This is a genomic window from Massilia forsythiae (assembly GCF_012849555.1).
In the GTDB taxonomy this organism is placed as follows: Bacteria; Pseudomonadota; Gammaproteobacteria; order Burkholderiales; family Burkholderiaceae_D; genus Telluria; species Telluria forsythiae.
In genome coordinates, this window is sequence record NZ_CP051685.1 from 733,857 (window position 1) to 759,255 (window position 25,399).

Consider the following 25,399-nt stretch of genomic DNA (forward strand, 5'->3'; position numbering starts at 1 on the left):
CCGCAATGCCCAGCCTGACGCCGACCGTCCTCGACACCGAACGCCTGCAGTTGCGCTGGCTGGACGAGAACGACGTTGCCGCCCACTTCGCCGTATTCTCCGATCCGCAGGTCACGCGATACTGGAGCCGCGAGCCCTGGACCGACGTCGCCCAGGCGGCCGAAGCGATCGCCGCCACCCTGGCCGCCTACGCCGACGGCAGCGGACTGCGCCTGGGCATCGTGCTGCGCGCCAGCGGCGAATTGATCGGCAACGCGTCGCTGCACCACTTCTTCGAGCAGAACCGCCGCTGTGAACTCGGCTACGCCATCGGCAGCCGCCACTGGGGACACGGGTATGCCGGCGAAGCCCTGCGCGCCCTGCTCGGCCACGCCTTCCGCGAACTCGACCTGAACCGCATCGAAGCCGACGTCGACCCCGCCAACCTGGCCTCCACCCGCGTGCTGGAAAAGCTCGGCTTCCGCAAGGAAGGCTACATGCCGGAACGCTGGATCGTGCACGGCCGGCCGGCCGACACCGTCAACTACGGGCTGCTCAAGCGCTACTGGACGGAACAAGGGGCCTGAGCGACCGTCATCGACGCAGCGGCATGCGCAGCCGGCAACCGCGCCAGGCGGCCCGGCAGCGCCGCCGCCCGGCAACGTATCAGCGGCCAGTGCGGCGCAGGCCGCAGATCTGCCCGGCGACCTCGTCCAGCTCGCGGTCGTAGCTGGCGCGCTCGGCGGCGCTGAGGAAACCCTGCTTGCGCACGAAGCGGTCGGTATCGCGGCGCACGGTTTCCACCCGCGCGAACAAGCGCCTGGCCTGCACCTGGGTGATGCGGCGCGCCTTGCGCGCGCTGCCGATGTCCGCCTGCAGGATGTTTCCGCGCATTGAGATGTGCGCCTGGCGCGGGTCCTTGATGGCGCCGCCGGTCGCGGCCGCCAGCGCGCGCTGGGCCGGCAAGTCGCAGCTCGGATAAGCCGGACCCGGCGCGCGCGCCTGCGCGGCGCCGGCCGCCATGGCGGATACGGCGAGGGACAACATGACGATTTTCTTGAAACGCAGCATACCGTTTATTCCTTATTTCATCGCCAGCCGGGCGCGGAAGAACACCATGTACGACGATGGATCGTTGCCATAGAACGCATCGAGCGTGGCCGGCGCCCAGTGCCTGCTGCCGAGGACGCCGGCGCTGAACGCCACGTCGCCGGCCCTGAACAGGTCCTGCACCACGCCGACGCTCAGCTTGCGCACGTCGAACTGGCGATGGTGCAGCGGCGAAGCTTCCTCGAACAGCTCGCCGTTGTCGACCTGCTCGAAGCGCCCGAACACCTTGGTGCCGGGGCGCGCCTCGATGGTGGACTCCAGCAGATAGCCGTCGCTGCTGTCGCCCGGGTCGTGGCGGTTGCGGCCCCAGGCCAGCGTGGTCTGCATCGGCCGCCCGTCGATCGCGTGCTGCCAGCTGGCCGAGGCCGTGGTGCGGTGCACGGCGACGTTCGGCTCCAGCTGCTCCGGACTGTCCAGGCGCCCGTGGCTGACTTGCAGCGCCCATTCCGGCGTCGGGTTCCAGCTCAGGCGCGCGGATGCCGAATCGAGCCGGCGCGTCTCGATGTTCCAGCGGTACTGGTCCGGCTCGCGCCCGTTGAAGGCCGAGGCTTCCAGCTTGACGCCGCCGCGCACGTAGCCGGCGGTGAGCACGCCGAAGGTGATGTGGGTGGAATCGAGCCAGTGGTGGGTCAGCGGCGCTTCCGGGTTGTCCTGGCCGGAATAGCGGTGCATGTAGGTGACCGGCCCCAGCGCCGGCTCGCCCGGCAGGCCGCCGTACAGGAACACCGCGCTGTCGCCGTCCAGCCGGCGGCTGTAGGTGGCGGCCAGTTCCATGAACAGGTCGTGCGGGTGCTGGCGGTCGACCAGCGGATGCACGCCGTCGGCGGTCTCGCCGGTCTGGAACAGCAGCGGGTAGCCGCGCTTGCCGATGGTCGGGTCGAGCGAGAACATGGCGCGCAGGCCGAGCGTGCCGTCGCCCAGCGGGCGCTGCGCCATCGCCATGAACATGCTCTCGGTGAAGGCCTGCTTGTCGCCGCGCGGGCCGCCCTGGTGGTCGTAGACCAGGTTGGCGTAGCCGTGCACCATGGTCATCCAGTCGCCGTGCATGGCGTGGATGCCGTCCATCGGGGTGGCGTCCGGCTGCCAGCTGGTGCCGGACGCTTCGCGCGCCATCGGGTACGGACCGAGCATGCCGCTCATCATGGTGGGCATGGCCGAGGCGTCGGTATTACCATGGCCCATAGCAGTATGGTCCATGGCAGTATGGTCCATGGCGGCGTGGTCCATGGCGGCGCTTTCCTGCGCCTGCGCAGTCGCGGCGGCGGCGGCCAGCAGGAGTGCGGGTGCGAATTTCATTGCGTTTCCTCGGATGGCAGCACGAGTGCGTTGCCTTCCCGTCAAGCTAACGCCGCCCGCCTCGGCCGACCGTGCGCTGTCCAACCCAGGCGCATGCCCGTTCGACAAATACAACACCGCGGCGTGCACGCACCACCGCTCAACGGGCCGCGATCAATTCTTTGATCTTCGCGCCCAGCAGGTCCACCGCAAACGGTTTCGTCAGCACCTGCATGCCCGGCTTCAGGTGGCCGTTGCCGATCAGGCTGTTCTCGGCGTAGCCGGTGATGAACAGCACCTTCAGGCCCGGGCGGCGCTCGCGCCCGGCGTCCGCCATCTGGCGCCCGTTCATGCCGCCCGGCAGGCCGACGTCGGTCACCAGCAGGTCGATGCGCGCGTCCGACTGCAGCACCTTCAAGCCGGCCACGCTGTCGGCCGCCTCGATCGCGGTGTAGCCCAGGTCTTCCAGCACCTCGGTCACCAGCATGCGCACCGACGGCTCGTCGTCGACCACCAGCACCGTCTCTCCCTGGCCGGCGCGTGCCACTTCGGTACGCCCGCGTCCCGCGTCGTCGGCGCCGGCCTCGCCGTAGTGGCGCGGCAGGTACAGGCACACCGTGGTGCCCTGCCCGACCTCGGAATAGATGCGCACCTGGCCGCCGGACTGGCGCGCGAAGCCGTGGATCATCGACAACCCGAGTCCCGTGCCCTCGCCGATCGGCTTGGTGGTGAAGAACGGCTCGAACACCTTGGCCACGATGTCCGGCGTCATGCCGGTGCCGGTGTCGGTCACGCACAGCGACAGGTACTGGCCTTCCGGGATGTCGTGGACGATCGAGGCCGCCTGGTCAAGCCACTTGTTGGCGGTCTCGATGGTGATGCGGCCGCCGTCCGGCATGGCGTCGCGCGCGTTGATGCACAGGTTCAGCAGCGAATTCTCGAGCTGGCCCGGGTCGATCAGCGTCGGCCACAAGCCGACCGCGCCGACCGTTTCCAGCGCGATCTGCGGGCCGATGGTGCGCCGGACCAGCTCTTCCATGCCGCTCACCAGGCGGTTGACGTCGGTCGGTTTCGGGTCGAGCGTCTGGCGCCGCGAAAAGGCCAGCAGGCGGTGCGTCAGCGCGGCGGCGCGCCGGGCCGCGCCCTGCGCCACCGTCATGTAGCGCTCCAGGTCGCCGAAGCGGCCCTGGCGCATGCGCATCTGCATCAGGTCGAGCGCACCGGTGATGCCGGCCAGCAGATTGTTGAAGTCGTGCGCCAGGCCGCCGGTCAGCTGGCCCACCGCTTCCATCTTCTGCGCCTGGCGCAACTGCTCTTCCAGGTTGCGCTGGCCGGTGGTCTCGATGCCGACGCCGGTGCGGCGCACCGCCACGCCGTGCTCGTCGTGGTGGTTGCGCCAGCGCGACAGCACGCTGCGCACCCTGCCGTCCGGATGCTGCAGCCGGTATTCCCAGGCCATCTCCTTGTCGGACGACAGGTGGCGCGCGATCTCGGCCTTCAGCAGCGGCAAGTCTTCCGGATGGATGTAGGCGAAGAATTCGGCGATGGGAATGCCGTCGGCGATGCGCGCCGGATCGAGGCCGTACAGCTCCCCGATGGCGGCATCGCAGAAATAGATGCCGTTCTGCAGGTCGGCGCTCCAGGCACCCACGCCGCCCACCGAGTTCAGGGCCAGGCGGGTAAAGGTCTCGGCATCGCGCAAGGCCTTTTCGCGCTGGCGCTCGACCGTGACGTCGCGGCCGGCGGCATACACCTTGCCGTCGTTGAAGGCGCCGGTCCAGGCGATCCAGCGGTACGAGCCATCCTTGTGGCGGAAACGGTATGCATACGGGACGGTCAACGGACGATCGAGCATGCCGGCGAAAACGCCCAGCGTGGCGTCCAGGTCGTCGGGATGGGTGAACTCGACGAAGCTGGTGCCGACGATGTCCGGCGCCTCGTAGCCGAGTACCTGCGTCCACATCGGATTGATCGCGTCGATGGTGCCGTCCGGCAGCGCAACCACCAGCAGTTCCTGCGACAGTTCCCAGGCGCGGTCCAGTTCGCGCGCGCGCGCCTGCACCTGCTGCTCCAGCGAGGCGGCCAGGCGGCGCAACGCGCTTTCCGCCTGCACGCGGGCGGTGGCGGCGCGCGTGCGTCCGGCCACGTCGCGGATGAACAGCAGTTCGTCCTCGCTCCAGTCGCGCGGGAAGGCGGTGCTGACGTACTGCAGCGCGACGAAGCGGCCGCGCTCGAATACCGGCGTATTGACGAAGGCGCGCGCGCTGCGCGCTTCCAGCGCGGCGGCGAAATCGCGGGTGCGTGGATCGAGCCGGGCATCGCGTACGACCACCGTGTCGCCGCGCTTGAAGTCCTCGATGTAGGAGCCGAAGTCGCGGAACTGGACGGTGCCGGCCAGCGACGGCGCGCCGCCCGTGGTCCAGTCGCGCTCCACCGTGAGGGTTTCCGCCTCGGCATCGACGACGCCGTAGCCGACCAGCTGCACGTCCAGCGTCTCGCCCAGGATGGTGCAGGCGGCATCGGTCATGCTGGCGGTGTCGTCCAGCTGTGCCAGGCGGTCGTTCAGCGCGAACAGCGCCGCGCGCCGCATTTCCTCGCGCTTGCGCGCGCTGACGTCCGAGAACAGGATGGCGACGTGGTGCTTGCCGGGCTGGCCGGTCCGGTACGCGTACACCTCGAAGTGGCGCCCGCCGAGACCCTGCGCGGTGTATTCGAAGCGGGCCGGCTGCCCGCTGCGGGCGATCGCCGCGTAGCGGTCGAACCAGTACTGCTCGTGCTCCGGCACCAGGTTGCGCATCCAGCGGCCGGCGGCATCCTGCAGGCCGGTATGCTGCGCGAACGCCGGGTTGACTTCGAGGAAACGGTAATCCGCCGGCCGGCCCTGATCGTCATAACGCATCTCGATGACACAAAAACCAACGTCGATATCGCTATGGGAATTCATACAGGACTGGCCGCTTTGCTTACCGTTTTCAATGATCACCGCGCAGCATAACATGACGCGCACACGGCCGTCCCCGTATGAGCCGGCATCCGTATATCCGCCGCCACGACCGCCGGCGCCGCGTTTCGCACCGCTCGTCGCAAGGCCGTGGAAAGCGCCGGCGGCCGCCGTTACAGTCACACCATCGCAACCCGACAAGCATGAGGAAAAGATCATGAAAGACGCTTCGTTCCGCCAGCTCGGCGCCGCGCTGGAAGACCTCGCCCACGACATCATGCGCGCCTGCCGCCGCGCCGCGCGCACCATCGCCGTGCTGCCCTGGCCGGCGCTGGCGGCCTGCTGCGTGGCGCTGGCGCTGGTCATCAGCATCCTGCCGCTGGCGCTGTTCCTGTTCGTCGCCTTCATGGCCGTGAAACTGGTCGTCGGCGCCTTTTTCGTGGACGCCCGCCGCCGCCGCCGCGGCCTGCACCAGGGCAAGATGTACCGGCACGACGCGCGCGCCAGCCATGCCGATCGCTGACATGCGCGCCAGCCAGCTCAACCGCGGCGTGGATTTCGTGCGCGACGCCGGCCGCGAGGCCGGCAAGCTGTGGTGGCGCTTCTTCGACTGGCTGGCCGTGGTCGAGTGGCGCCAGCTGTACCTCACCTGGCTGTTCGTGGGCGTGTTCTTCGTCCTGGTGAACACGCCCGAAGCCGGCTTCTGGTACATCTTCGTCTCGCTTGCCGTGAAAGTGCTGGCCGGCGGCAAGCGCAAGGCCGAGCTGCTGGCCAAGGAAGCCACGCTGCAGGCCAACGTGGCCACGCTGGAGCGCAGCCTGGCGGAAGCACGCATGGCCGCGCTGCAGGCCCAGGTCGAGCCGCACTTCCTGTTCAACACGCTGGCGCTGATCGGCCAGCTGATCGAGACCGATCCGCCCGAGGCGGCGCGCGTGCACGCCCACCTGATCGACTACCTGCGCTCGGCGCTGCCGCAACTGCGCGCGCGCGACGGCGGCACCCTCGGCAAGCAGGTCGAACTGTCGCGCGCCTATCTCGCCATCATGCAGGCACGCATGAAGGAAAGGCTGGCGGTGCGCTTCGAGGTGCCGGACTTCCTGGGCAGCGCGCCGTTCCCGCCGACCATGCTGCAGACGCTGATCGAAAACGCCATCAAGCACGGCCTGGAGCCGAAGATCGCCGGCGGCACCGTCACCGTGCGCGCCTATGTGGTGCAAGCCGACCTGCACGTGCAAGTGTGCGACGACGGCGTCGGCATCGACACGCATGCCGGCGACGGCGTCGGCCTGGCCAACATCCGCGAACGCCTGCAGCTGCTGTACGGCACCCAGGCCGAACTCTCGATCGCCATGCCGCCCGGCGGCGGCGCCTGCGCCACCATCCGCCTGCCCTACCGGATGATGAAGGAGGCGCCATGATGCGCCTCGGAGCCGGTACCGGCAGCAGCGGCGCGCGTCCGGCCACCGCCCTGATCGCCGACGACGAGGCGCCGATGCGCGACCTGCTGCGTGCGCGCCTGCAGGCGGTGTGGCCGGAGCTGGCCATCGTGGCGGAAGCCGCCAACGGCGTGGAAGCGGTCGAGCTGGGCGAGCGCCACCGCCCCGACATCGCCTTCCTCGACATCCGCATGCCCGGCCTGTCCGGGATCGAGGCCGCGCGCCGGCTGTATCGCGACGCGCACATCGTGTTCGCCACGGCCTACGACCAGTATGCGCTGGACGCCTTCGAGCAGGGCGCCCTGGACTACCTGCTGAAACCGGTGTCGGCCGAGCGCCTGGCGACCACCTGCGCGCGCCTGCGCACGCGCATGCAGGCGGCGCCCGCCGCCAGGTCCGCCGCCGGCGCCGCCGTCGCCGCTGCGGCCGGCATGGCTTCCCCCGCATGCGCGCCGGACGACATCGGCGCGCAGCTGGCGCGGCTGGCCACGCTGCTGGAACGCGGCGGCCACGGCAACGCTCCCGGCGGCGCCGGCAAGCATGGCTACCTGCGCTGGATCCAGGCGCAAGTCGGCGCCAGCCTGCGCATGGTGAGCACGCGCGAAGTGCTGTTCTTCCAGTCCGACGAAAAGTACACGCGGGTGCAGACCGCGAGTTCGGAATTCCTGATCCGCAAGACCCTCAAGGAATTGCTGGACGAACTCGATCCGGACGAGTTCTGGCGCATCCACCGGTCCACGCTGGTGCGGGTCGATGCCATCGCCGAGGTCGTGCGCGACCTGCGCGGGCGCCAGCTGCTGCGCCTGCGCGGCAGCGCGCACGAGCTGGAAGTCAGCCGCAACCACGGTTACCTGTTCCAGCAGATGTGAGGACGCAACGTAGTGCGATCGATAACGCGGCGCGGCGCTGGTAGGATAGGACATCGCCACCTACCCGAGGAGCCGCCATGCCATCCATCGCCATCCCCTGCCTGCGCTACCGCGACGCGCCCGCCGCCATCGACTGGCTGGCCGAAGCCTTCGGCTTCGAGTGCCAGGTGGCGGTGCCGGGCATCGACGGCGCCATCGCCCACGCCCAGCTGACGCTGCGTAGCGAAGCCGGCGACGGCATGATCATGCTGGGTTCGGTCAGCAGCGAGGGAGAATACGGCCGCCTTCTGGCCCAGCCCGACGAGATCGGCGGACGCCAGACCCAGACCGTCTATCTGCGCGTGCTGGATGCCGACCGCGTCTGCGAACGCGCGCGCGCGGCCGGCGCCGTCATCCTGGAAGAGCCGGCCGACACCGAGTTCGGCAGCCGGGGCTTCCTGTGCCGCGACCCCGAGGGACACGTGTGGAACGTGGGCACCTACGATCCGTGGCAGCCGGAGCGTTTGTTCGGCTAAGAGAGAGAACGGATATACCCGTCGTCCCCGCGCAGGCGGGGACCCATGCCGAGTTACTTGGACCGATCAATCGGTGCAGTTGCCACCGTGTCCAAAAAGAAGCTCAGCTGAACAAGCCCTCATCCGATCCGTCGCCATCGAAGAACCCGGAACCGCTGTCGCCACCATTGTCGAACAGGCTTTCCGACGCACCGCCGCCATCGTTGCCGGACGACTGGCCGACATCGCCCACGCCGGCCTGGTCGGCCAGCGAGCTGCCCGACTGGTCGCTGAACAGGTTATTGCCCTGGTCATCGCTGGACAGCAGGTGGTTGGCGCCGCCGCCGTTTTCATGATGGCCGCCGAACATGTTTTCCAGGCCCTGGAACAGGAAACCACCCGCCGCCACACCGGCCGCGGTGGCCGCGATCGTGCCCAGCGTGCCGCCGAAGCCGCCGCGCAGAAAGCTGGACGACGGCACCGGCTGCTGGTAGCCGGCCTGCGGATAACCGCCCTGCGGGTAGCCGCCTTGTTGCGGATAGCCGCCCTGCGGCTGGTACGGCTGCTGGTCGCGCGGATAGTCGCGCCCGTACTGCTGCTCGCGCACCTCGGGACGCGCAGTGCCGCTGTTGCCCCACGAGTCCGCGTCGAGGAACTTGCCGCCGCCCTGCCCGCCCGATCGCAGCTGTTCCTGCAGCGCCGCGATCTGGCTCTTGGCATTGTTCAGTGCCTGGTCCAGCAGCAGCGCGCGCTGCACCAGCAGATAGGCGGCGTCCGGCTGCTGGGCCACCGCGCGCTGGATCAGCGCATCGGCTTCCGCATCCTTCTGGACGCCGTGCGCCTGGGTCAGCTGGCCCAGGAAAGTAGTCAACATCTGCGTATCTTGCTGGTTCATGGCCTTGCTCCTGTCTTGAATTGCGAATATGCCATCACATGTTGTGTGCACGGCTAAATTTTCAAGCCAGACAATGCCCGAATCGGCGCAGGTCGGTCGCACGGAAGATTGCTTGTCCCGGCGGCCCGGCGCTCCACCGCGCAGGCACGATACGTGCGCGCGATCTTGCGCTTACTGTTGCGCTTACTGCTGCGACGACTTGTGCAGGTCGCCGCCGACGAAGGCGTTCGGCAGTTGGGCGGCGGCGGTGGTGTCCATGCGGTCGCCCTTCAGGTCGGTCAGCACCACCGGCAATGCGCCGCCGCCCAGTTCCAGGATCACCTGGCGGCAGGCGCCGCACGGGGCGATCGGGCCGTCGGTGTCGCCGGTCACAGCCAGCGCCGTGAAGTCGCCCGGCTTGTAGCCGTGGGCGATGGCCGAGAAAAAGGCGGTGCGCTCGGCGCAGTTGCACAGGCCGTAGGAAGCGTTTTCCACGTTACAGCCGCGGAACACGCGGCCGTCCTTGCATTCCAGGGCGGCGCCGACCTTGAAGTTGGAGTATGGGGTGTAAGCCAGTTCGCGCGCGGCGCGGGCTTCGTCGATCAGGTGTTCGTAGCTCATGGGAGTTTCTATGAAAACACGGAAGAATACCGTCGTTCCCGCGAAGGCGGGAACCCATACATAGCAGCCACAGTCGTGATGCTTGCACCTCAGCTCCGCTATGTTCAGCATGGGTCCCCGCCTTCGCGGGGACGACGGCGGTGGCGCGGGCACGACGGCGGTGGCGCGGGGACGACGGTGTGTCGCTGTTACTTCTTATGGCCGGATGGTCTTGTAGATCATCGGCTGCGCCGCCGGCGCTTCCTGGGCGATGCGGTACGCCGCCTGCACCTCGCGCACGGCGCGCTGGGCGGCGTCCTCGGTGCGCGCGTGCACCAGCGCCAGCGGCTGGCCCGGTTCGATGCGCGCGCCCAGTTCGACCAGGCCGGTCAGGCCGACGGCGAAGTCGATCGGGTCTTGCGGGCGGATGCGCCCGCCGCCCAGGCCGACCACCGCCAGGCCCAGGCCCCTGCAGTCGGTCGAATAGGCGTAGCCGGCCTCCAGCGCCGGCACCGGCACCACGATCGGCGCGCGCGCCAGGTGCGCATCCGGATTGTCGACCAGGTCGGCCGGGCCGCCCAGCGCCGTGACCATGCGCGCGAAGCGCTCGGCCGCCTCGCCCGAATCGAGCGCGTGCTGCAGTTTGGCATGCGCTTCGGCGTCGCTCGCGGCCAGGCCCGCGATCACCAGCATCTCGGCGCACAGCGCCATCGTGACTTCGTGCAGGCGCGCCGGGCGCGATCTGCCGGTCAGGTAATCGATCGCCACGCGCACTTCGACCGCGTTGCCGGCCGCCGGGCACAGCGACTCGTTCATGCCGGTCAGGATGGCCGAAGTGCGGGTGCCGGCGCCGTTGCCGACGTGGACGATCGATTCCGCCAATTCCACCGATTTCTCGTAGCTCGGCATGAAGGCGCCGCTGCCGGCTTTCACGTCCATGACCAGCGCGTCCAGGCCCGCCGCCAGCTTCTTCGACAGGATCGAGCCGGTGATCATGGCCACCGACTCCACGGTCGCCGTGGTGTCGCGGATGCTGTAGAAGCGCTTGTCGGCCGGCGCCAGCTGCGCGGTCTGGCCGATGATGGCGACGCCGACTTCCTTCACCACTTTCTTGAACAGTTCCGGGTCGGGGACGGTCGAGTAGCCCGGAATCGAGTCGAACTTGTCGAGCGTGCCGCCGGTGTGGCCCAGGCCGCGGCCCGAGATCATCGGCACGAAGCCGCCGCAGGCCGCGATCATCGGACCCAGCATCAGGGACACGACGTCGCCGACGCCACCGGTCGAGTGCTTGTCGACCACCGGGCCGGGCAGATTCAGCGACTTCCACTCCATGACCTGGCCGGAATCGCGCATCGCGAGCGTGAACGCGACGCGTTCGTCCATCGTCATGTCGTTGAAGAACACGGCCATCGCCAGCGCCGCGATCTGGCCTTCGGTGACGCTGCCGTCGGGGATGCCGCGCACGAAGAACTGGATTTCTTCGGCGCTCAGGGTGCCGCCGTCACGCTTTTTGCGGACGATTTCTTGGGGGAGGAACATCGTATTTTTGGTCTCTCTACATTCAGATAAACAATTAATTTGGCTATATTGGCGACGTCGGAAACGACGAAGGGCAAGCCGGGAATATCCACTTGCCCACCCTATCCGTCGTTGCTTCGACGGTTTCCCTACAGGCCTAACGGAACCTCGAGAAACCGTAGCGAGCGGAAGGAGTGTTGTCCGAGAAGCGGAGCTGTACGCATGTACAGCGAGCATCACAGGACGACAATCCGACGCGCAGTAGGTTTATCGAGGTTTCCTCAGGCGCCGTAGGGTATCCATACATTCTTGACTTGGCTCGCATGCTGCAGCACCGCGCGTCCGCACGTCTGCCTGGCGTCGAACCAGTCGCGCCCCTTGGCGCCGCCGGTCCAGGTGCGCTTGAGCGACTCGGCCGACAGGCGCTCGACCTCGGCGCAGCCATCAAGCGAGCCGTCGTGGCGCCACACGGCGTCCACGTCGAAGTGCGTCGCCAGCGTGCGCGCCAGTTCGTCGGCCGAACCGGTGACGATGTTCAGCGCGCCGCCCGGCAGGTCGGAGGTGTCCAGCACCTGGTACAAATCGAGCGCGGACAGCGGGTGCATTTCCGACGGTACCGCCACCACACGGTTGCCCAGTGCCAGCGCCGGCGCCACCAGCGAGACGAAGCCCAGCAGCGGCTGTTCGTTCGGGCACACGATGCCGATCACGCCGACCGGCTCGTTCAGCGCCACGGTGATGCCGTGCATCGGCGGCTGGTGCGCCTGGCCGTCGTACTTGTCGGCCCATGCGGCCCAGTAGAACAGGCGCTCGATCGATGCCTGCACTTCCTTGTCCGCGTCCTTCGCGCCGGTCTGCCGGGCGATGCGCGCCGCGAACTCGTCGGCGCGGATCGCCAGGTTCTCGGCCAGGTAGTACAGCACCTGGGCGCGGTTGTGCGCGGTCGCCCTGGCCCAGCCGGACGCCTTGTGCGCCGCTTCCACCGCGTTGCGGATGTCCTTGCGGCTGCCTTCGCCGATGTCGGCCAGGTAGCTGCCGTCGGCGCCGTGGATGGCGCGGCTGTAGGCGCCGTCCGGGCGCGCCTGCTTGCCGCCGATGTACAGCTTGGCGGTGCGGTCGAGGGCGAACGGGCCGGCATCCTGCGGCGTGACCTGGCCCTTGTCGGCCATGCGCGTCGATGCCGGCGCCGCCGGGCGCGCGTCTTCGGACAGCGGCACCAGGTATTCGACCATGCCCTCCCTGCCGCCTTCGCGGCCGAAGCCGGATTCCTTGTAGCCGCCGAAGCCGCAGGCGGCGTCGAACTGGTTGGCGGTGTTGATCCAGACCACACCGGCCTTGATCTGCGGCGCCACGTCCAGCGCCAGGCTGATCGACTCGCTCCAGACGCAGGCGGCCAGGCCATAGGTCGTGTTGTTGGCCAGCTGCACCGCCTCGCCCGGGGTGCGGAAGCTGGACGCTACCAGCACCGGCCCGAAGATCTCGGTGTGCGCCACGGCGGCCGAGGTCGAGGCGCCGGTGATCAGCGTCGGCAGGTACCACGCGCCTTCGGCCGGGGCGGCGCCGTCCGGCTGCCAGATCTCGCAGCCTTCGGCGCGGGCGGACTCCACCAGGCCGTGGATGCGCTGCTGCTGCACCGGGTCGACCAGCGCGCCGATGTCGTTGGACTTGTCCAGCGGCGAGCCGACGCGCAGGTTCTGCATGCGCGCCTTGACCTTGGCGATGAAGCGCGGATAGACGGACTCCTGCACCAGCAGGCGCGAGCCGGCGCAGCACACCTGCCCCTGGTTGAACCAGATCGAATCGACCAGGCCCTCGACGGCGGCATCCAGGTCGGCGTCCTCGAACACGATGAACGGCGACTTACCTCCCAGTTCCAGCGACAGCTTCTTGCCGCTGCCGGCGGTGCTCTTCCTGATCATGCGTCCGACTTCGGTGGAACCGGTAAAGGCGATCTTGTCGATGCCAGGATGGTTGACGATGGCCTCGCCCACGCGGCCGTCGCCGGTGACGATGTTGACCACGCCGGCCGGCAGGCCGGCCTGTTGGCAGATTTCGGCGAACAGCAGCGCCGTCAAGGACGTGTACTCGGCCGGCTTGAACACCACCGTGTTGCCGGCGGCCAGGGCCGGGGCGATCTTCCAGGCCAGCATCAGCAATGGAAAATTCCACGGCACGATCTGGCCGACCACGCCGACGGCGCGGTAATCCGCGAATTCTTCCGACTGCAGTTGCGCCCAGCCGGCGTGGTGATAGAAGTGACGGGCGGCCAGCGGCAGGTCGGCGTCGCGCGTCTCGCGGATGGTCTTGCCGTTGTCCAGCGTTTCCAGCACCGCGAACAGGCGCGCATGGCGCTGCAGCAGGCGCGCCAGCGCATACAGGATGCGCGCGCGGCCGTGGCCGCCCAGCGCCACCCAGCCCGGCTGGGCGCGGCGCGCGGCCTGCACGGCGCGCTCGACGTCGTCATCGCTCGCCTGCGTCACCTGCGCCAGTTCGCTGCCGTCGGCCGGGTTGAACGAGCCGAAGGTGTCGGCGGCCTCGCTCCAGGCATCGTCGATGAACAGGCCGAAACGGCGGCCATGCTGGTCCAGCCACGCGTGCGCTTCCTTGGTGCTTTCCGGTGCGGGGCCGTAATCCATAGTTTGCAGAATCTCTTTAATCGTTGGCATGAAGAATCCGTAGTGATCAGGGTTGCGCGTGGCGGTGGGCGGCCGAGTAGCTGCCGGTGACGTGGTGCTCGAGCTGGCGCTCGATGTCGGTCAGCAGGCTGGAAGCGCCGATGCGGAACAGGTGCGGCTGCAGCCATTCGTTGCCCAGCTCTTCCTTCATCACGGTCAGGTATTGCAGCGCCGCCTTGGCGGTGGACACGCCGCCGGCCGGCTTGTAGCCGACCATGAAGCCGGTGCGCTCGTGGTATTCGCGGATCGCGCGCACCATCACCAAGGACACCGGAATGGTGGCGTTCACGCCTTCCTTGCCGGTCGACGTCTTGATGAAATCGGCGCCGGCCATCATGCACACCCACGAGGCCTTGGCCACGTTTTCCAGCGTGACCAGGTCGCCGGTGGCCAGGATCGCCTTCACGTGCGCCTCGCCGCAGGCCTGGCGGTAGGCCACCATCTCGTCGTACAGCGCCTGCCAGTTCCCGGTCAGGACGTGCTGGCGGGTGATCACGATGTCGATCTCGGTGGCGCCGGCGGCCACCGACAACTCGATCTCGCGCAGCTTGGTTTCCATGCTCGACAGGCCGGCCGGGAACGCGGTCGAGACCGCGGCGATCGGCAGGCGGCCCTGCAGCACCTGGGTCGCCGGCGTGATCATCTCGTGGTACACGCACACGGCGCCGGTGCTCAAGGTCTCGATGCCGAGCGCCTGCATCAGATCGGCGCGCAGCGGACGCATGGCCTTGCGGCACAGGCGCTCGACGCGGCCCGGGGTATCGTCACCGGACAGCGTGGTGAGATCGATGCACTCGATCGCGCGGATCAGCCAGGCGGCCTGGTAATCCTTCTTCACCGTGCGGCGGTTGGCCAGGCTGGCGGCGCGGCGCTCGGCGGCGTTGCGGTTCACCTTCAGGTGGTTGATCCAGCCCAGGTCGAGTCCGACCGCGGTGTTTCTTTGGAAATCCAGGTTCTGGGTCATAGCAGTGCGGTTCCGTTCGAGAGGGGTTGGACGCCGAGGTGTTTCGCCAGCGTGGCGCCGATGTTCGAGAAGGTGTCTGACACCGGCAGCTCCCTAGCCGGCGCGGCCGGGCCGAAGAACAGCACCGGGATGTGTTCGCGCGTGTGGTCGGAGCCGCTCCAGGTCGGGTCGCAGCCATGGTCGGCGGTGACCACGACCAGGTCGCCTTCCTTCAGCTTGGCCATGAATTCCGGCAGGCGCGCATCCAGCTCGTGCAGCGCGTTGGCATAGCCGGCGACGTCGCGGCGGTGGCCGAAGTGCATGTCGAAGTCGACGAAATTCACGAAGGTCAGCGACTTGTCGCCGGCCTCGTCGGCCACTTCCAGCAGGCGGTCGAACAGCGCCATGTTGTCCGCGCCCTTCACCAGGCGCGACACGCCCTGCCCCGCGAAGATGTCGCTGATCTTGCCGAGGGCGATGACTTCGCCGCCGCCGTCCTTGACGTGGTCCAGCAGTGTCGGCGCCACCGGCGGCACCGCGTAGTCGTGGCGATTGCTGGTGCGCTTGTACTTGCCGTTCGCTCCCAGGAACGGACGCGCGATCACGCGGCCGATGTTGTACGGCTTGACCAGCTCATACGCCGCTTCGCACACCTGGTACAGGCGCTCCAGGCCGAAGTGCTCTTCGTGCGCGGCGATCTGCAGCACCGAGTCGGCCGAGGTGTACAGGATCGGCTTGCCGCTGGCGACGTGCTCGTCGCCCAGCTCGTCGATGATGGTGGTGCCGGAGGCGTGGCAGTTGCCCAGCCAGCCGGGCACGCCCGTGAGTTCCTGAAGCTTGTCGGTTAGCTCCTTCGGGAACGAGGGCACGGTCTTGGGGAAGTAGCCCCAGTCGAACAGCACCGGCACGCCGGCGATTTCCCAGTGGCCGCTTTGCGTGTCCTTGCCGGTCGACTGCTCGCGCGCGACGCCCCAGGCGCCGGTGAAGCCGTCACGGACCTTAAAACCCTGCGGCCATGCGCCGCTGGCCTTGTGCGCGGCGGCGCCCAGGCCGATCCGTTCCAGGTTCGGCAGCGCCATCGGCGTGCCGGCGTCGGCTGCCCACTGGGCGATGTGGCCGAGGGTGTTGGCGCCTGCGTCGCCGTATTTGTCGGCATCCGGCAGCGCGCCGAGGCCGAAGGAATCAAGCAGGAGGATGAATGCGCGTGACATGGATTACTCGCTAATCGGTTGTTGGAGTGAGCTGATGTCGTTCGATGCAGTGAATCGCTGACCCGTCGTCCCCGCGAAGGCGGGGACCCATACCCAGCTTCAGAAAATGTTTACCTCGACATCGGTTTAACGATTATCGGAGCCTCAGCATGGGTCCCCGCCTGCGCGGGGACGACGGCTCTGGCTGCACTGGCCGTAATCAGGCAGCGGCGGTCGTGGTGGCGGCGCCAGTCTGGCCTAAACGCTCGACGAAGCCATGGATCAGCGTGACCATGTCCTTGGCCGCGATCGCCGCATATTTCAGGGTCTGCTCGTGCGACAGCGGGAACGGGCTCAGGCCCTCGGCCAGGTTGGTGATGGCCGACAGGCCGGCCACCTTCAGGCCGCAGTGGCGCGCGGCGATCACTTCCGGCACCACGGACATGCCGACCACGTCCGCGCCCAGCGTCTTGAAGGCGCGGATTTCGGCGGCGGTCTCGAAGTTCGGGCCCGGGCAGGCCAGGTACACGCCTTCTGCCAGGGTGACGCCCTTGTCCGCCGCGGTGGCTTTCACCAGGTCGCGCAGCTCGGCGTCGTAGGCGTTGGCCATGCTGAAGAAACGCGGACCGAAGCGCTCGTCGTTGGGACCGGCCATCGGGCTGCCCGGCAGCAGGTTGATGTGGTCGTTCAGCACCACCACGCTGCCGGCGTCGACTTCCGGACGCAGCGAACCGGCGGCATTGGTCACGAACAGCAGTTCGCAGCCGAGCAGCTTGAAGGTGCGCACGGCGGAGGTCATCACGCCCGGGCCGTAGCCTTCGTAGAAGTGGCCGCGGCCCTTCATGCACACCACCGGCACGCCGGCCAGCAGGCCGAGCACCAGTTCGCCGGCGTGGCCGTGCACGGTGCTGATCGGGAAGCCCGGCAGGTCGGCGTAGCCGATCGAGACGGCGTCGGTCATCTGCTCGGCCAGCACGCCCAGGCCGGAACCCAGGATCAGGGCGGCGCGCGGCTGGAAGCCGGGCTTGCGGGCACGGATGACGTCGGCTGCGTCGAAAGGAGTATTGCTGAATACGTGAGTGGTCATTGTCGCGAGAAATAAGTTGGGTCGATGCGGGAATCGGTGCGGGTGGCGGCGGGCACGTCGCACGGTTTGCGGGCGGCCGCGCACCAGAATGTGCGAACTATGCATTATCGCGGATTGGTATGGCAAATACCATTTTTTTGCTTGATTTATATGTAGACTATATAAATCGCCATCGTAAATCGCTCCGGCTTGTTTTCGTTGATTGTTCTATATGAGTCCGGCAAAAACGGCTGGCGTTGACGTCGTTAAAACATATGTTTAACATGAAAGACAAAAGTTTAAATCGATGTCGACCGTGTCCGAACAAAGCAAGAAACAACAATTACTCGCGCTGATCCGCGCCAATCCGTTCATCGCGCAGCAAGACCTGGCCGGCCAGCTCGGCTTGTCGCGCTCGGCCGTGGCCGGCTACATCGCCGGCCTGATCCGCGAGCGCAAGCTGCTGGGCCGCGCCTACGTGCTGCCGACCGCGCCGCAGCGCCGTCCCATCGTCTGCGTCGGCGCCGCCAACCTGGACCGCAAGCTGCGTTCGCTGGATACGCTGGCGCTGGGCACCTCGAACCCGGCGGTGCAGAGCGAATCCTTCGGCGGCGTGGCGCGCAACATCGCCGAGAACCTGGCGCGCCTGGGTTCGCAGGTATCGCTGCTGACGGCGATCGGCGCCGACGGCTCGGGCGCCGCCCTGCTCACCCATGCCGAGACGCTCGGCATCGACACCCGCGGCGCGCTGCGCCTGGACGGCGTGTCCAGCGGCACCTACACCGCGGTGCTCGACCAGGACGGCGACATGGTGGTGGCGCTGGCCGACATGGCGCTGTACGAACAGCTCGACCCCGCCTTCATCGCCGCGCGCCAGGCCCAGTTCACGGGCGCGGCGCTGGTGGCGGCCGACCTCAACCTGCCGCTGGCGACGGTCGAGGCGATCGTCGACGGGGCGCGCCGCGGCGAGGCGCCGCTGGTGCTGGTGGCGGTGTCGGAACCGAAGATGGCGCGCCTGCCGCGCGACCTGTCCGGCGTGCGCCTGTTGATCCTGAATGCCGGCGAACTGGCGGCGCGCGCCGGCCATGACCTTGCCGACGACGCCGCGCTTGGCGCCGCCATGCGCGCGCTGCAGGCGCAGGGCGCGCGCGACGTGGTCGTCACGCGCGGCGCCGCCGGCGTGCTGCTGACCGACGGCCCCACTGCCCCCATCGTGCACCTGGCGGCGCCGCAGGCCGAGGTGGTCGACGTCACCGGCGCCGGCGATGCCTTCGCGGCGGCCGTGTGCTGGTCGCTGGCGCAGGACCTGGGCGCCGACGACGAAGCCGGCGCCGCAGGCGACGAGCGCGACGGCGGCCTGGTGCTGGCCTGCCGGCGCGGCCTGCAGCTCTCGAAGCTGACCGTGGGCACGCGCGCGACCGTGCACCCGGATCTCGGCCCGGACAGCCTGGCCGCAGTCGATGCCGACATCGTCGCCAGCCTCGACAAGAACGCGAACACGAACACAAACTCCGCATCACCCGAACAGGACTGAACCATGCAAGCTTTTCTCCAATTCTCCCCCGAAGTGCAAGCCGCGCGCGCGGCCGGCAAGCCGATCGTCGCGCTGGAATCGACGATCATCTCGCACGGCATGCCCTACCCGCAGAACGTGCAGACCGCCCGCGACGTCGAGCAGGTGATCCGCGATGCCGGCGCGGTGCCGGCCACCATCGCCATCATCGGCGGCAAGATCTGCATCGGCCTGTCCGACGCGCAGCTGGAAACGCTCGGCAATTCGCGCGACGCCTTGAAGGTCAGCCGGCGCGACCTGGCCTACGTGCTGGCGACAAACAAACTCGGCGCGACCACGGTGGCCGCCACCATGATCTGCGCTTCCCTGGCCGGCATCGAGGTGTTCGTCACCGGCGGCATCGGCGGCGTGCACCGCGGCGCGGAAACCAGCTTCGACATCTCGGCCGACCTGCAGGAACTGGCTGCCACCAGCGTCGCCGTGGTGTGCGCCGGCGTGAAGTCGATCCTCGACATCGGCCTGACCCTGGAATACCTGGAAACCCACGGCGTGCCGGTGGTGAGCGTTGGCCAGGGCGGCTTCCCGGCGTTCTTCACGCGCGAGAGCGGTTACCAGGCCGACTTCCAGCTCGACACGCCGGAAGAACAGGCGCGCTTCATCCGCACCAAGTGGCAGCTCGGCCTGGCCGGCGGCGTGGTGGTCGGCAACCCGGTGCCGGAAGCGTCGGCCATGCGCGGCGACGAGATCGACGCCATCATCGCCCAGGCACTGGGCGAGGCCGATGCGCAAGGCGTGAAGGGCAAGGCGGTGACGCCGTTCCTGCTGGGCCGCATCAAGGAACTCACCGGCGGGCGCAGCCTGGCGACCAACATCGCGCTGGTCAAGCACAACGCCCTGGTCGGCGCGCAGCTGGCGCTGGCGCTGGCACAAATGGCCAAATAAGCGGCGACGCAAGCAAGCGGCGGGCAGGCGCCGTCCCAACCGAGAGCGAATCCATGTCGATCGATTTGAAGCAGCTGAAATACTTCCTGGCGGTGGCCGAAGAAAAGAGCTTCAGCCGCGCCGCCGAGCGCCTGCACATCTCGCAGCCGCCGCTGTCGCAGCAGATCATGAAGCTGGAGAGCGAACTCGGGGTGCGCCTGTTCGCGCGCACCACGCGCAGCTTCGAGCTGACGGTGGCCGGCAAGGCGCTGATGCAGGAAGCGGCCGACCTGCTGGGGCGCATGCGCATGACCATCGACACCATCCGGCAGATCGACCGCGGCGAGGTCGGGCGACTGCGCGTGGGCATCGTCGGCTCGGCCATGTGGGGGCCGATTCCCGGCTTGCTGGAACAGTTCCAGAGCCAGTTTCCGCGCGTGACCTGGACCATCCACGAACTGGGGCCGAACGACCAGTGGGAAGCGCTGCGCGCGCGCCAGATCGACGTCGGCTTCTGGCGCGAGCCGAAGCTGGACGACGAGGCGCTCAAGCACGCCAACCTGCGCCAGGACCTGTGCTTCCGCGAGGACGTGTGCGTGGCGATCAACGCGCGCCATCCGCTGGCGCAGGAGGACGCCATCGACCTGACCGACATCGCGCACGAGCCGATGCTGACGCTGCACCTGGACCAGTCGGCCGAGCCGCGCTACCTGATCCAGTGCTGCATCGACGCCGGCTTCCAGCCGGCCATCTTCCAGGAGGCGGCCGAGCCGCAGACGCTGCTGGCGATGGTCGGCGCCGGGCTGGGCGTGGCGCTGATGCCGCAGACCACCAGCCGCATCGGCTGGCCGGGAGTGCGTTTTTTACCGATCCGCAGCGGGGCGCCGTCGGCCAATCTGTACATCACCTATCCGAGCCAGGACGATGCGCCGGTGGTGCGGGCATTCTTGAAGATCCTGCACCCCGAGGGCGAGTAGGCGGCGCGCGCGCCGCGCTCAATGCGTGGCGCCGCCCGCCTCCGCCACGTCGCCGTCCACGCCCACCGCCAGCTCGACCGCGATGCGCAGGCAATCGACGATATCCGCCAGCGCCATCGACGGCGGCCGTTCCGGGCGCGCCGCCGCCTGCTCCGGCAGGTAGGGCACGTGCACGAAGCCGGCCTTGAGCAGGCGCCCGGCCGCATGGTGCATCAAGCCGTAGAACACGTGGTTGCAGACGAAGGTGCCGGCGGTCTGCGACACGCCGGCCGGAAAGCCGCGCAGGCGCAGCGCGCGCACGATGGCCTTGATCGGCAGCGTGCTGAAATAGGCGGCCGGGCCGCCGGCGATGATGGCGCTGTCCACCGGCTGCTGGCCGGCGTTGTCGAGGATGCTGGCGTCGTCGACGTTGATCGCTACCCGTTCGAGCGAGACTTCGGGCCGGCCGCCGGCCTGGCCGACCCCGATCACGATGTCGGGGTGCAGTTCCTCGACCGCGTCGAGCAGGGCCACGTTGGCGCGGCCGAACACGCACGGCAGCTGGCGCGCGACGACCTGGAAGCCCGGTCCGGTCCAGCCGTCCAGCGCGCGCGCCGCTTCCCACGAGGGGTTGATGTCGGCACCGTTGAAGGGTTCGAAGCCGGTGAGCAGGATGGTCTTGGTCATGGGGTCTGGCAAATAGTTCTATTGGTACATGAGGAAATACAGCAGCGCGATGTTCACGGCCAGCACCGGCAGCGCGGTCGGCAGCTGGGCCTTGATCACGGCGTTCTTGTCCGGCAGTTCGAGCAGCGCTGCCGGGACGATGTTGAAGTTGGCGGCCATCGGCGTCAGCAGCGTGCCGCAGTAGGCGCTGAACATGCCGATCGCCGCCATCACGGCCGGATTCGCATGATACACCCCAACCAGCACCGGGATACCGATCCCGCCAGCGATCACCGGGAAGGCGGCGAAGCCGTTGCCCATGACGATCGTGAACAGCGCCATGCCGATGCAGAACACGGCGCAGGCGAGCAGGCGCGAATCCAGGCCGATGTACGCGGTCGTCACGTGCGCCACCGCCTTGCCGACGCCGGCCTCGGCGAACAGCAGGCCGAGCACGGCCAGCATGTGCGGCAGCACCACCGCCCAGCCCATGGCGTCGATCAGGCGGCGCGCCTCGCGCACGCCCTGCAGCGGCGTGGCGCGCGTGACCCGGCAGGCCAGCGCCAGCGCGGCCATGGCGCCGCAACCCATGCTGACCAGGGTCAGGTTTTTCGGGTCCAGCAGCGGCCCGGCGAAGCCGCCGAGGTCGACGCGCACGTCCTTCAGCAGGGTCGAGCCGATCATGGTCACCACCGGAATCGCCAGCGCCGGGATCAACAGCTTGTGCCCCAGGCGCGCCGCCGACGCGCGCCGCGCCGTTTCCCCCGGCAGCGGCGCGCGGCCCGGCCGTACCAGGCCGAAGCCGGCGACCAGCGCCATCGCCACCATCAGCACGCCCGCCGCCAGCGGCGCCAGGCGCTCGCCGAGCAGGTACAGCATGGCGTACAGCCCCCAGAACAGGGCAGTGGTGTAGCGGCGCGGGTTGGCGCGGTCGCGCAGGTTGAGGATGGCGGTGGCGGCGAACAGCAGCCCGACCAGCAGATAGAACAGGTCGATCGAGATCACGGGCGCGCCTGCATGCCGTGTCCGGCGCGCGGCTGCGCCGCCATGGCTTCGCGCAGGATGCGGCGGTCGAGCCGGCGCAGGTTCCAGGCGTGGATGACGAAGGCGGACACCGCGGTCGGGATGCCCCACAGCGCCATGTGCAGCGGATCGACTTCCAGTCCTTCGGCGCGCAGGATGGTCTGCATCAGCACGATGGCGCCGAAGGCGACGAACACGTCCTCGCCGAAGAACAGGCCGACGTTGTCGGTGGCGGCGCTCATGGCGCGGATGCGCTGGCGCAGCGGCTCGCCGAGCGCGCCGCCTGCCTTGGCCGCGGCGGCGTCGGCCGCCGCCTCCGCCATCGGCGCCACCAGCGGGCGCACCATGTTCGGATGGCCGCCCAGGCTGGTCAGCCCGAAGGCAGCGGCCAGCTCGCGCACCAGCAGGTAGACGGTCAGCAGGCGTCCGGCCGTGGCCGAACGCACCCGGGCGATGCTGGCCTGCGCGTGCTCCTTCAAGCCGGCACGTTCCAGCAGCCCGATCGCCGCCAGCGGCAGCAGCAGGATCAGCGGCAGGTTGCGCGTCTTGAGGAAGGCGCTGCCCAGCGATTCCAGGATATGGGTCGGCGGCAGCGCCGCCGCCAGCCCGGTGACGGCGCAGGCGGCGATCACCACCAGCACCGGATTGGCGCGCAACAGGAAGCCGGCGGCGACCACGGCGATGCCGAGCAGCGGCCACAGGTTGACGGCGGTGTGCATGGTTCTCCAGTCGAATGATTTTGCTCGCGAGATATTACCTCACTGCCTAGACAAGGCAAATGCGTCGGCGGACCAGTGCGTCTCTTCCGGCGTCGGCGTCGCTTTCATGCCGCGCGCGTACCGCCCTCATGAAGTTCCCCGAACGCATTGAGCACCCGCATGGCCCGAATGGGCGCGCTCGGTAAGCTCCGATCGGGTTCCACCGCTTCGATCACGCCATACGACATGAGGGACTTGCCATGAACGCATCCACGTCACGACCACGGCCGGCGCCGGTGCCGGTGCCGGTGCCGGTGCCGGTGCCGGTGCCGGCATCGTTACCGGCGCGCCGCCTTGCCCGGCTGCTGCGCGAGTTGCCTTCGCTGCCGCGCGCGCTGCGCCGCGCCCTTCCCGCGTGCCAGCCATCCGCGCTGCGCCGGCTGCGCATCCTGCCGCTGCTGCTGGCGCTCGGCGCCGGCATCGGCGGCTGCGGCGGCGGCGAGGTCGGCATCGGCATCGGCGGCTACTGGTACGACGGCCCGGATTACCACCCCTGGCCCGACCACCCCGAGTGGCCGAGCTGGCCGGACCGGCCGCAGGGCGCCACCGGCATGTTTCCGATCGCCGGCGACGTCTGCGGCGTGTGCAGCGGCACGCGCGACGGCACCGGCTCGGCGGCACGCTTCAACGATCCGCAAGGCATCGCCGCCGACGGCGCCGGCAACCTGTACGTGGCCGAGAGCGCCAGCGCCACCGTCCGCAAGATCACGCCGCAGGGCGTGGTCACCACGCTGGCGGGCGCCGCCGGCACGCTCGGCTATGCCGACGGCAGCGGCGGCGCAGCCCGCTTCAACGGCCCGAGCCGCCTGGAAAGCGATGCCAACGGCAAGCTCTACGTGACCGACAGCGGCAATTCGGCGATCCGCAGCATCACCCCGTCCGGCGCGGTCGCCACCGTGGCCGGCAGCGGCACCTGCGGCAGCAACGACGGCAACGGCAGCATCGCCCAGTTCTGCAACCCGAAAGGCATCGCCCTCGACCGCGCCGGCAACCTGTGGGTGGCCGATACCGGCAACCACACCGTGCGCCGCATCGACAGCGCCGGCCGCGTGACCACGGTGGCCGGCGCGGCCGGCGTGTGCGGCAGCGCCGACGGGCGCGGCGACGCGGCGCGCTTCTGCAGCCCGCAGGACGTGGTGGTAGACCAGTGGGACAACGTCTATATCGCCGACACCGGCAATTCGACGGTGCGGATGATCGCCCCCGACGGCCGCGTCTCGACCCTGGCCGGCCTGCCGGGCCAGTGCGGCGCCGCCGACGGCGGCGCCGGCCAGTCGCGCCTGTGCTCGCCGTCCGGGATCGATATCGAAGGCAACGATTTGTATGTCGCCGACACCGGCAACGCCACCATCCGCCGCATCAACCTCGACAACGTGACCTCCACCGTGGCCGGCGTGACCGGCAAGAACGGCATCGTGCTGGGCGCCCTGCCCGGCGGCCTGGACCGGCCGACGGGCGTGGCGCTGGCGCCGGACGGCTCGCTCGCCATCACCACGCACAACTTGGTGGTGAAGCTGCTGGTGGCGAAGTAAGCGCTCGTCCGGGCTCGCCGGCGCATCCCGGCCGGCGCGCCGGCACATCCAGGCCGGCGTGCCGGTGCGGCCGGGACGGGCGCGGCTGCGCCTACCTGGGCGCGCGCGTGCCGCCCAGCAAGCGGTCGAGCGCGATCGTGCCGCGCTCATCCGGCGCGATCGAACGCACGGCAACGCCGGCCACGGTGTCCCGCTCCAGGCCGGCGGCGTCGATGTACAGCTTGCCGTCGCGTTCGGCGGTCGATGCCCAATGCACGCGCCCAGCGTCGACGTGCACCAGGATCGGCTCGTGCGTGTTCGGGAAATCCAGCCGGCCCCACTCGCCGATGCGGCCCTGGAAGGTTTTCAGGCTGGTCGCCTCGTTCCCCAGCAGCACGCGCTCGATGCGGAACTCGGTCTGCTGGCAGCCGCTCTCGTTCGAGACGCACACGCGCACGCTGCCGTCGGGCTGCTTCGCGGACAGTGCCGGGCAGGCCGCCGGGCAGGCCGCCGCGCCGGGTGGCAGCATGGTGATGCGCTCGACACGCCCGAGCAACAGGGATTCCTGGGCCAGCGCCGGCAGGCAGGCGCCGAGCAAGGCAGTACCGATCAACAATCGTTTGCGCATGATTTCCTCCCGAGGATGACATCGATAAGGGGCACCTCTGACAGAACATTGAACCTCGCCGGGCCTGGCGCTTGAATCCATGCCAACAGATTAATCCGGGCGCACGGGTTTGAACGCATCCTTGCCGACGACGGTGGTCCACGGCCGCACGCGCCAGCGCGTGACCAGGCCTTGCGTCACATACGGGTCCGCGCGCGCGAAGCGCTCGGCGGCTTCCGGCGAATCGCCGCTGAACAGCAGCACAGCGCAATCGGCCGGATCGGCCAGCGCGCCGGCGATCACGATCTCGCCGCGTTCCTGGGCGTCCCAGGCCAGTTGCAGGTGTTCGTTGCGGAATTCGCCGCGGCGTTCCAGGTAATCCGGGGCCAGGTCATACATCAGCAGGTAGTGCACGTCGTCTCCTCGACAAAATCGAACCGGTGACAAGGCTAGCAAGGCATTACATGAAAGGCA

At 68.7% G+C, this 25,399-nt stretch carries 24 protein-coding genes; 9 read left to right on the forward strand and 15 right to left on the reverse strand.

From position 1 onward, the window contains the following. The first annotated feature begins 5 nt into the window (after positions 1 to 5). Positions 6 to 566 carry a GNAT family N-acetyltransferase gene (locus HH212_RS03135; RefSeq protein ID WP_169434049.1) on the forward strand — a complete coding sequence of 187 codons (561 nt, stop codon included), beginning with the start codon at positions 6 to 8 and terminating at the stop codon, positions 564 to 566. A 79-nt stretch (positions 567 to 645) separates the two neighbouring features. Here HH212_RS03135 and HH212_RS03140 read toward each other — a convergent pair whose 3' ends face one another. From HH212_RS03140 to HH212_RS03150, 3 genes are all read right to left on the reverse strand, one after another. Further along, positions 646 to 1,026: a hypothetical protein gene (locus tag HH212_RS03140; protein WP_169434050.1), complete on the reverse strand. Its 381-nt coding sequence runs from the start codon at positions 1,024 to 1,026 to the stop codon at positions 646 to 648. 36 nt (positions 1,027 to 1,062) lie between these two features. Continuing rightward, positions 1,063 to 2,385 (reverse strand): hypothetical protein, encoded by a 1,323-nt coding sequence (locus HH212_RS03145; protein ID WP_169434051.1) that lies wholly within the window; start codon positions 2,383 to 2,385, stop codon positions 1,063 to 1,065. 139 nt (positions 2,386 to 2,524) lie between these two features. After that, on the reverse strand, positions 2,525 to 5,614 hold the full coding sequence (locus HH212_RS03150) for a PAS domain-containing protein (protein ID WP_308633267.1): 3,090 nt from the start codon (positions 5,612 to 5,614) through the stop codon (positions 2,525 to 2,527). Between HH212_RS03150 and HH212_RS27030 the strand changes: the two genes are divergently transcribed. The 4 genes from HH212_RS27030 to HH212_RS03170 all read left to right on the forward strand — a co-directional run bounded on the left by HH212_RS27030 (position 5,523) and on the right by HH212_RS03170 (position 8,125). Further along, complete coding sequence (locus HH212_RS27030) at positions 5,523 to 5,828, forward strand: hypothetical protein (protein ID WP_211172448.1); 306 nt, start codon at positions 5,523 to 5,525, stop codon at positions 5,826 to 5,828. The genes HH212_RS03150 and HH212_RS27030 overlap by 92 nt on opposite strands. After that, complete coding sequence (locus tag HH212_RS03160) at positions 5,815 to 6,723, forward strand: sensor histidine kinase (RefSeq protein ID WP_229217542.1); 909 nt, start codon at positions 5,815 to 5,817, stop codon at positions 6,721 to 6,723. Before HH212_RS27030 ends, HH212_RS03160 begins: the two co-directional genes overlap by 14 nt. After that, positions 6,720 to 7,610 carry a LytR/AlgR family response regulator transcription factor gene (locus tag HH212_RS03165; RefSeq protein WP_229217543.1) on the forward strand — a complete coding sequence of 297 codons (891 nt, stop codon included), beginning with the start codon at positions 6,720 to 6,722 and terminating at the stop codon, positions 7,608 to 7,610. Before HH212_RS03160 ends, HH212_RS03165 begins: the two co-directional genes overlap by 4 nt. A gap of 77 nt (positions 7,611 to 7,687) precedes the next feature. Continuing rightward, a complete protein-coding gene (locus HH212_RS03170) occupies positions 7,688 to 8,125 on the forward strand; it encodes a VOC family protein (protein WP_169434053.1) in 438 nt (145 codons plus the stop codon). A 103-nt stretch (positions 8,126 to 8,228) separates the two neighbouring features. Here the strand turns inward: HH212_RS03170 and HH212_RS03175 are convergent, their stop codons facing one another. From HH212_RS03175 to xapA, 7 genes are all read right to left on the reverse strand, one after another. Then, positions 8,229 to 8,999 carry a DUF2076 domain-containing protein gene (locus tag HH212_RS03175; protein ID WP_169434054.1) on the reverse strand — a complete coding sequence of 257 codons (771 nt, stop codon included), beginning with the start codon at positions 8,997 to 8,999 and terminating at the stop codon, positions 8,229 to 8,231. Between the two features lie 183 nt (positions 9,000 to 9,182). Continuing rightward, positions 9,183 to 9,599, reverse strand: a complete 417-nt coding sequence (locus tag HH212_RS03180; protein WP_169434055.1) for a cytidine deaminase — start codon at positions 9,597 to 9,599, stop codon at positions 9,183 to 9,185. Between the two features lie 195 nt (positions 9,600 to 9,794). Then, on the reverse strand, positions 9,795 to 11,117 hold the full coding sequence (deoA, locus tag HH212_RS03185) for a thymidine phosphorylase (protein WP_169434056.1): 1,323 nt from the start codon (positions 11,115 to 11,117) through the stop codon (positions 9,795 to 9,797). Positions 11,118 to 11,377: 260 nt separating this feature from the next. Continuing rightward, on the reverse strand, positions 11,378 to 13,762 hold the full coding sequence (locus tag HH212_RS03190) for an aldehyde dehydrogenase family protein (RefSeq protein ID WP_370663906.1): 2,385 nt from the start codon (positions 13,760 to 13,762) through the stop codon (positions 11,378 to 11,380). A gap of 16 nt (positions 13,763 to 13,778) precedes the next feature. Beyond that, on the reverse strand, positions 13,779 to 14,735 hold the full coding sequence (gene deoC, locus HH212_RS03195; protein ID WP_169434057.1) for a deoxyribose-phosphate aldolase: 957 nt from the start codon (positions 14,733 to 14,735) through the stop codon (positions 13,779 to 13,781). After that, positions 14,732 to 15,925, reverse strand: coding sequence for a phosphopentomutase (locus tag HH212_RS03200; RefSeq protein WP_169434058.1), 1,194 nt, complete (start codon positions 15,923 to 15,925; stop codon positions 14,732 to 14,734). Before HH212_RS03200 ends, deoC begins: the two co-directional genes overlap by 4 nt. A 199-nt stretch (positions 15,926 to 16,124) precedes the next feature. Continuing rightward, positions 16,125 to 16,991: a xanthosine phosphorylase gene (gene xapA, locus HH212_RS03205; protein ID WP_169434059.1), complete on the reverse strand. Its 867-nt coding sequence runs from the start codon at positions 16,989 to 16,991 to the stop codon at positions 16,125 to 16,127. Positions 16,992 to 17,286: 295 nt separating this feature from the next. On the opposite strand from xapA, the gene HH212_RS03210 reads away from it, so the two are divergent. Genes HH212_RS03210 through HH212_RS03220 form a run of 3 tightly spaced genes read left to right on the forward strand, consistent with a single transcriptional unit; the run spans position 17,287 to position 20,381 of the window. Beyond that, on the forward strand, positions 17,287 to 18,504 hold the full coding sequence (locus HH212_RS03210; RefSeq protein ID WP_169434060.1) for a carbohydrate kinase: 1,218 nt from the start codon (positions 17,287 to 17,289) through the stop codon (positions 18,502 to 18,504). A 3-nt stretch (positions 18,505 to 18,507) separates the two neighbouring features. Then, complete coding sequence (locus HH212_RS03215; protein ID WP_169434061.1) at positions 18,508 to 19,425, forward strand: pseudouridine-5'-phosphate glycosidase; 918 nt, start codon at positions 18,508 to 18,510, stop codon at positions 19,423 to 19,425. 53 nt (positions 19,426 to 19,478) lie between these two features. Then, the gene (locus HH212_RS03220; protein WP_169434062.1) at positions 19,479 to 20,381 is read left to right on the forward strand and encodes a LysR family transcriptional regulator; all 903 of its coding nucleotides are present in this window, start codon (positions 19,479 to 19,481) and stop codon (positions 20,379 to 20,381) included. An 18-nt stretch (positions 20,382 to 20,399) separates the two neighbouring features. Here HH212_RS03220 and pcp read toward each other — a convergent pair whose 3' ends face one another. The 3 genes from pcp to HH212_RS03235 are packed head-to-tail and all read right to left on the reverse strand — an operon-like array spanning position 20,400 to position 22,768. Next, entirely contained in the window at positions 20,400 to 21,047 is a 648-nt protein-coding gene (gene pcp / locus HH212_RS03225) for a pyroglutamyl-peptidase I (RefSeq protein ID WP_169434063.1), read from the reverse strand. Between the two features lie 18 nt (positions 21,048 to 21,065). Then, positions 21,066 to 22,031, reverse strand: a complete 966-nt coding sequence (locus tag HH212_RS03230; protein ID WP_169434064.1) for a DUF979 domain-containing protein — start codon at positions 22,029 to 22,031, stop codon at positions 21,066 to 21,068. Next, the gene (locus HH212_RS03235; protein WP_169434065.1) at positions 22,028 to 22,768 is read right to left on the reverse strand and encodes a DUF969 domain-containing protein; all 741 of its coding nucleotides are present in this window, start codon (positions 22,766 to 22,768) and stop codon (positions 22,028 to 22,030) included. The genes HH212_RS03230 and HH212_RS03235 overlap by 4 nt, the downstream gene beginning before the upstream one ends. Positions 22,769 to 23,007: 239 nt before the next feature. Here HH212_RS03235 and HH212_RS03240 point away from each other — a divergent pair, with 239 nt between their 5' ends. Then, on the forward strand, positions 23,008 to 24,339 hold the full coding sequence (locus HH212_RS03240; RefSeq protein WP_169434066.1) for an NHL repeat-containing protein: 1,332 nt from the start codon (positions 23,008 to 23,010) through the stop codon (positions 24,337 to 24,339). Between the two features lie 91 nt (positions 24,340 to 24,430). On the opposite strand, the gene HH212_RS03245 is transcribed toward HH212_RS03240, so the two are convergent. Next, positions 24,431 to 24,946 (reverse strand): hypothetical protein, encoded by a 516-nt coding sequence (locus HH212_RS03245; protein ID WP_169434067.1) that lies wholly within the window; start codon positions 24,944 to 24,946, stop codon positions 24,431 to 24,433. A gap of 90 nt (positions 24,947 to 25,036) precedes the next feature. Continuing rightward, positions 25,037 to 25,339 (reverse strand): YciI-like protein, encoded by a 303-nt coding sequence (locus HH212_RS03250; protein WP_169434068.1) that lies wholly within the window; start codon positions 25,337 to 25,339, stop codon positions 25,037 to 25,039. Between the last annotated feature and the right edge of the window lie 60 nt (positions 25,340 to 25,399).

Bases quoted from the DNA above. Each gene is read 5' to 3' on its own strand.
- HH212_RS03135 (WP_169434049.1), top strand. From the start codon at position 6: ATGCCCAGCCTGACGCCGACCGTCCTCGACACCGAACGCCTGCAGTTG.
- HH212_RS03140 (WP_169434050.1), bottom strand. From the start codon at position 1,026: ATGTTGTCCCTCGCCGTATCCGCCATGGCGGCCGGCGCCGCGCAGGCG.
- HH212_RS03145 (WP_169434051.1), bottom strand. From the start codon at position 2,385: ATGAAATTCGCACCCGCACTCCTGCTGGCCGCCGCCGCCGCGACTGCG.
- HH212_RS27030 (WP_211172448.1), top strand. From the start codon at position 5,523: ATGAAAGACGCTTCGTTCCGCCAGCTCGGCGCCGCGCTGGAAGACCTC.
- HH212_RS03150 (WP_308633267.1), bottom strand. From the start codon at position 5,614: ATGGTGCGCGCGGCGCGGCGGCAGGCGCGCATGATGTCGTGGGCGAGG.
- HH212_RS03160 (WP_229217542.1), top strand. From the start codon at position 5,815: ATGCCGATCGCTGACATGCGCGCCAGCCAGCTCAACCGCGGCGTGGAT.
- HH212_RS03165 (WP_229217543.1), top strand. From the start codon at position 6,720: ATGATGCGCCTCGGAGCCGGTACCGGCAGCAGCGGCGCGCGTCCGGCC.
- HH212_RS03170 (WP_169434053.1), top strand. From the start codon at position 7,688: ATGCCATCCATCGCCATCCCCTGCCTGCGCTACCGCGACGCGCCCGCC.
- HH212_RS03175 (WP_169434054.1), bottom strand. From the start codon at position 8,999: ATGAACCAGCAAGATACGCAGATGTTGACTACTTTCCTGGGCCAGCTG.
- HH212_RS03180 (WP_169434055.1), bottom strand. From the start codon at position 9,599: ATGAGCTACGAACACCTGATCGACGAAGCCCGCGCCGCGCGCGAACTG.
- deoA (WP_169434056.1), bottom strand. From the start codon at position 11,117: ATGTTCCTCCCCCAAGAAATCGTCCGCAAAAAGCGTGACGGCGGCACC.
- HH212_RS03190 (WP_370663906.1), bottom strand. From the start codon at position 13,762: ATGCCAACGATTAAAGAGATTCTGCAAACTATGGATTACGGCCCCGCA.
- deoC (WP_169434057.1), bottom strand. From the start codon at position 14,735: ATGACCCAGAACCTGGATTTCCAAAGAAACACCGCGGTCGGACTCGAC.
- HH212_RS03200 (WP_169434058.1), bottom strand. From the start codon at position 15,925: ATGTCACGCGCATTCATCCTCCTGCTTGATTCCTTCGGCCTCGGCGCG.
- xapA (WP_169434059.1), bottom strand. From the start codon at position 16,991: ATGACCACTCACGTATTCAGCAATACTCCTTTCGACGCAGCCGACGTC.
- HH212_RS03215 (WP_169434061.1), top strand. From the start codon at position 18,508: ATGCAAGCTTTTCTCCAATTCTCCCCCGAAGTGCAAGCCGCGCGCGCG.
- HH212_RS03220 (WP_169434062.1), top strand. From the start codon at position 19,479: ATGTCGATCGATTTGAAGCAGCTGAAATACTTCCTGGCGGTGGCCGAA.
- pcp (WP_169434063.1), bottom strand. From the start codon at position 21,047: ATGACCAAGACCATCCTGCTCACCGGCTTCGAACCCTTCAACGGTGCC.
- HH212_RS03235 (WP_169434065.1), bottom strand. From the start codon at position 22,768: ATGCACACCGCCGTCAACCTGTGGCCGCTGCTCGGCATCGCCGTGGTC.
- HH212_RS03240 (WP_169434066.1), top strand. From the start codon at position 23,008: ATGAACGCATCCACGTCACGACCACGGCCGGCGCCGGTGCCGGTGCCG.
- HH212_RS03245 (WP_169434067.1), bottom strand. From the start codon at position 24,946: ATGCGCAAACGATTGTTGATCGGTACTGCCTTGCTCGGCGCCTGCCTG.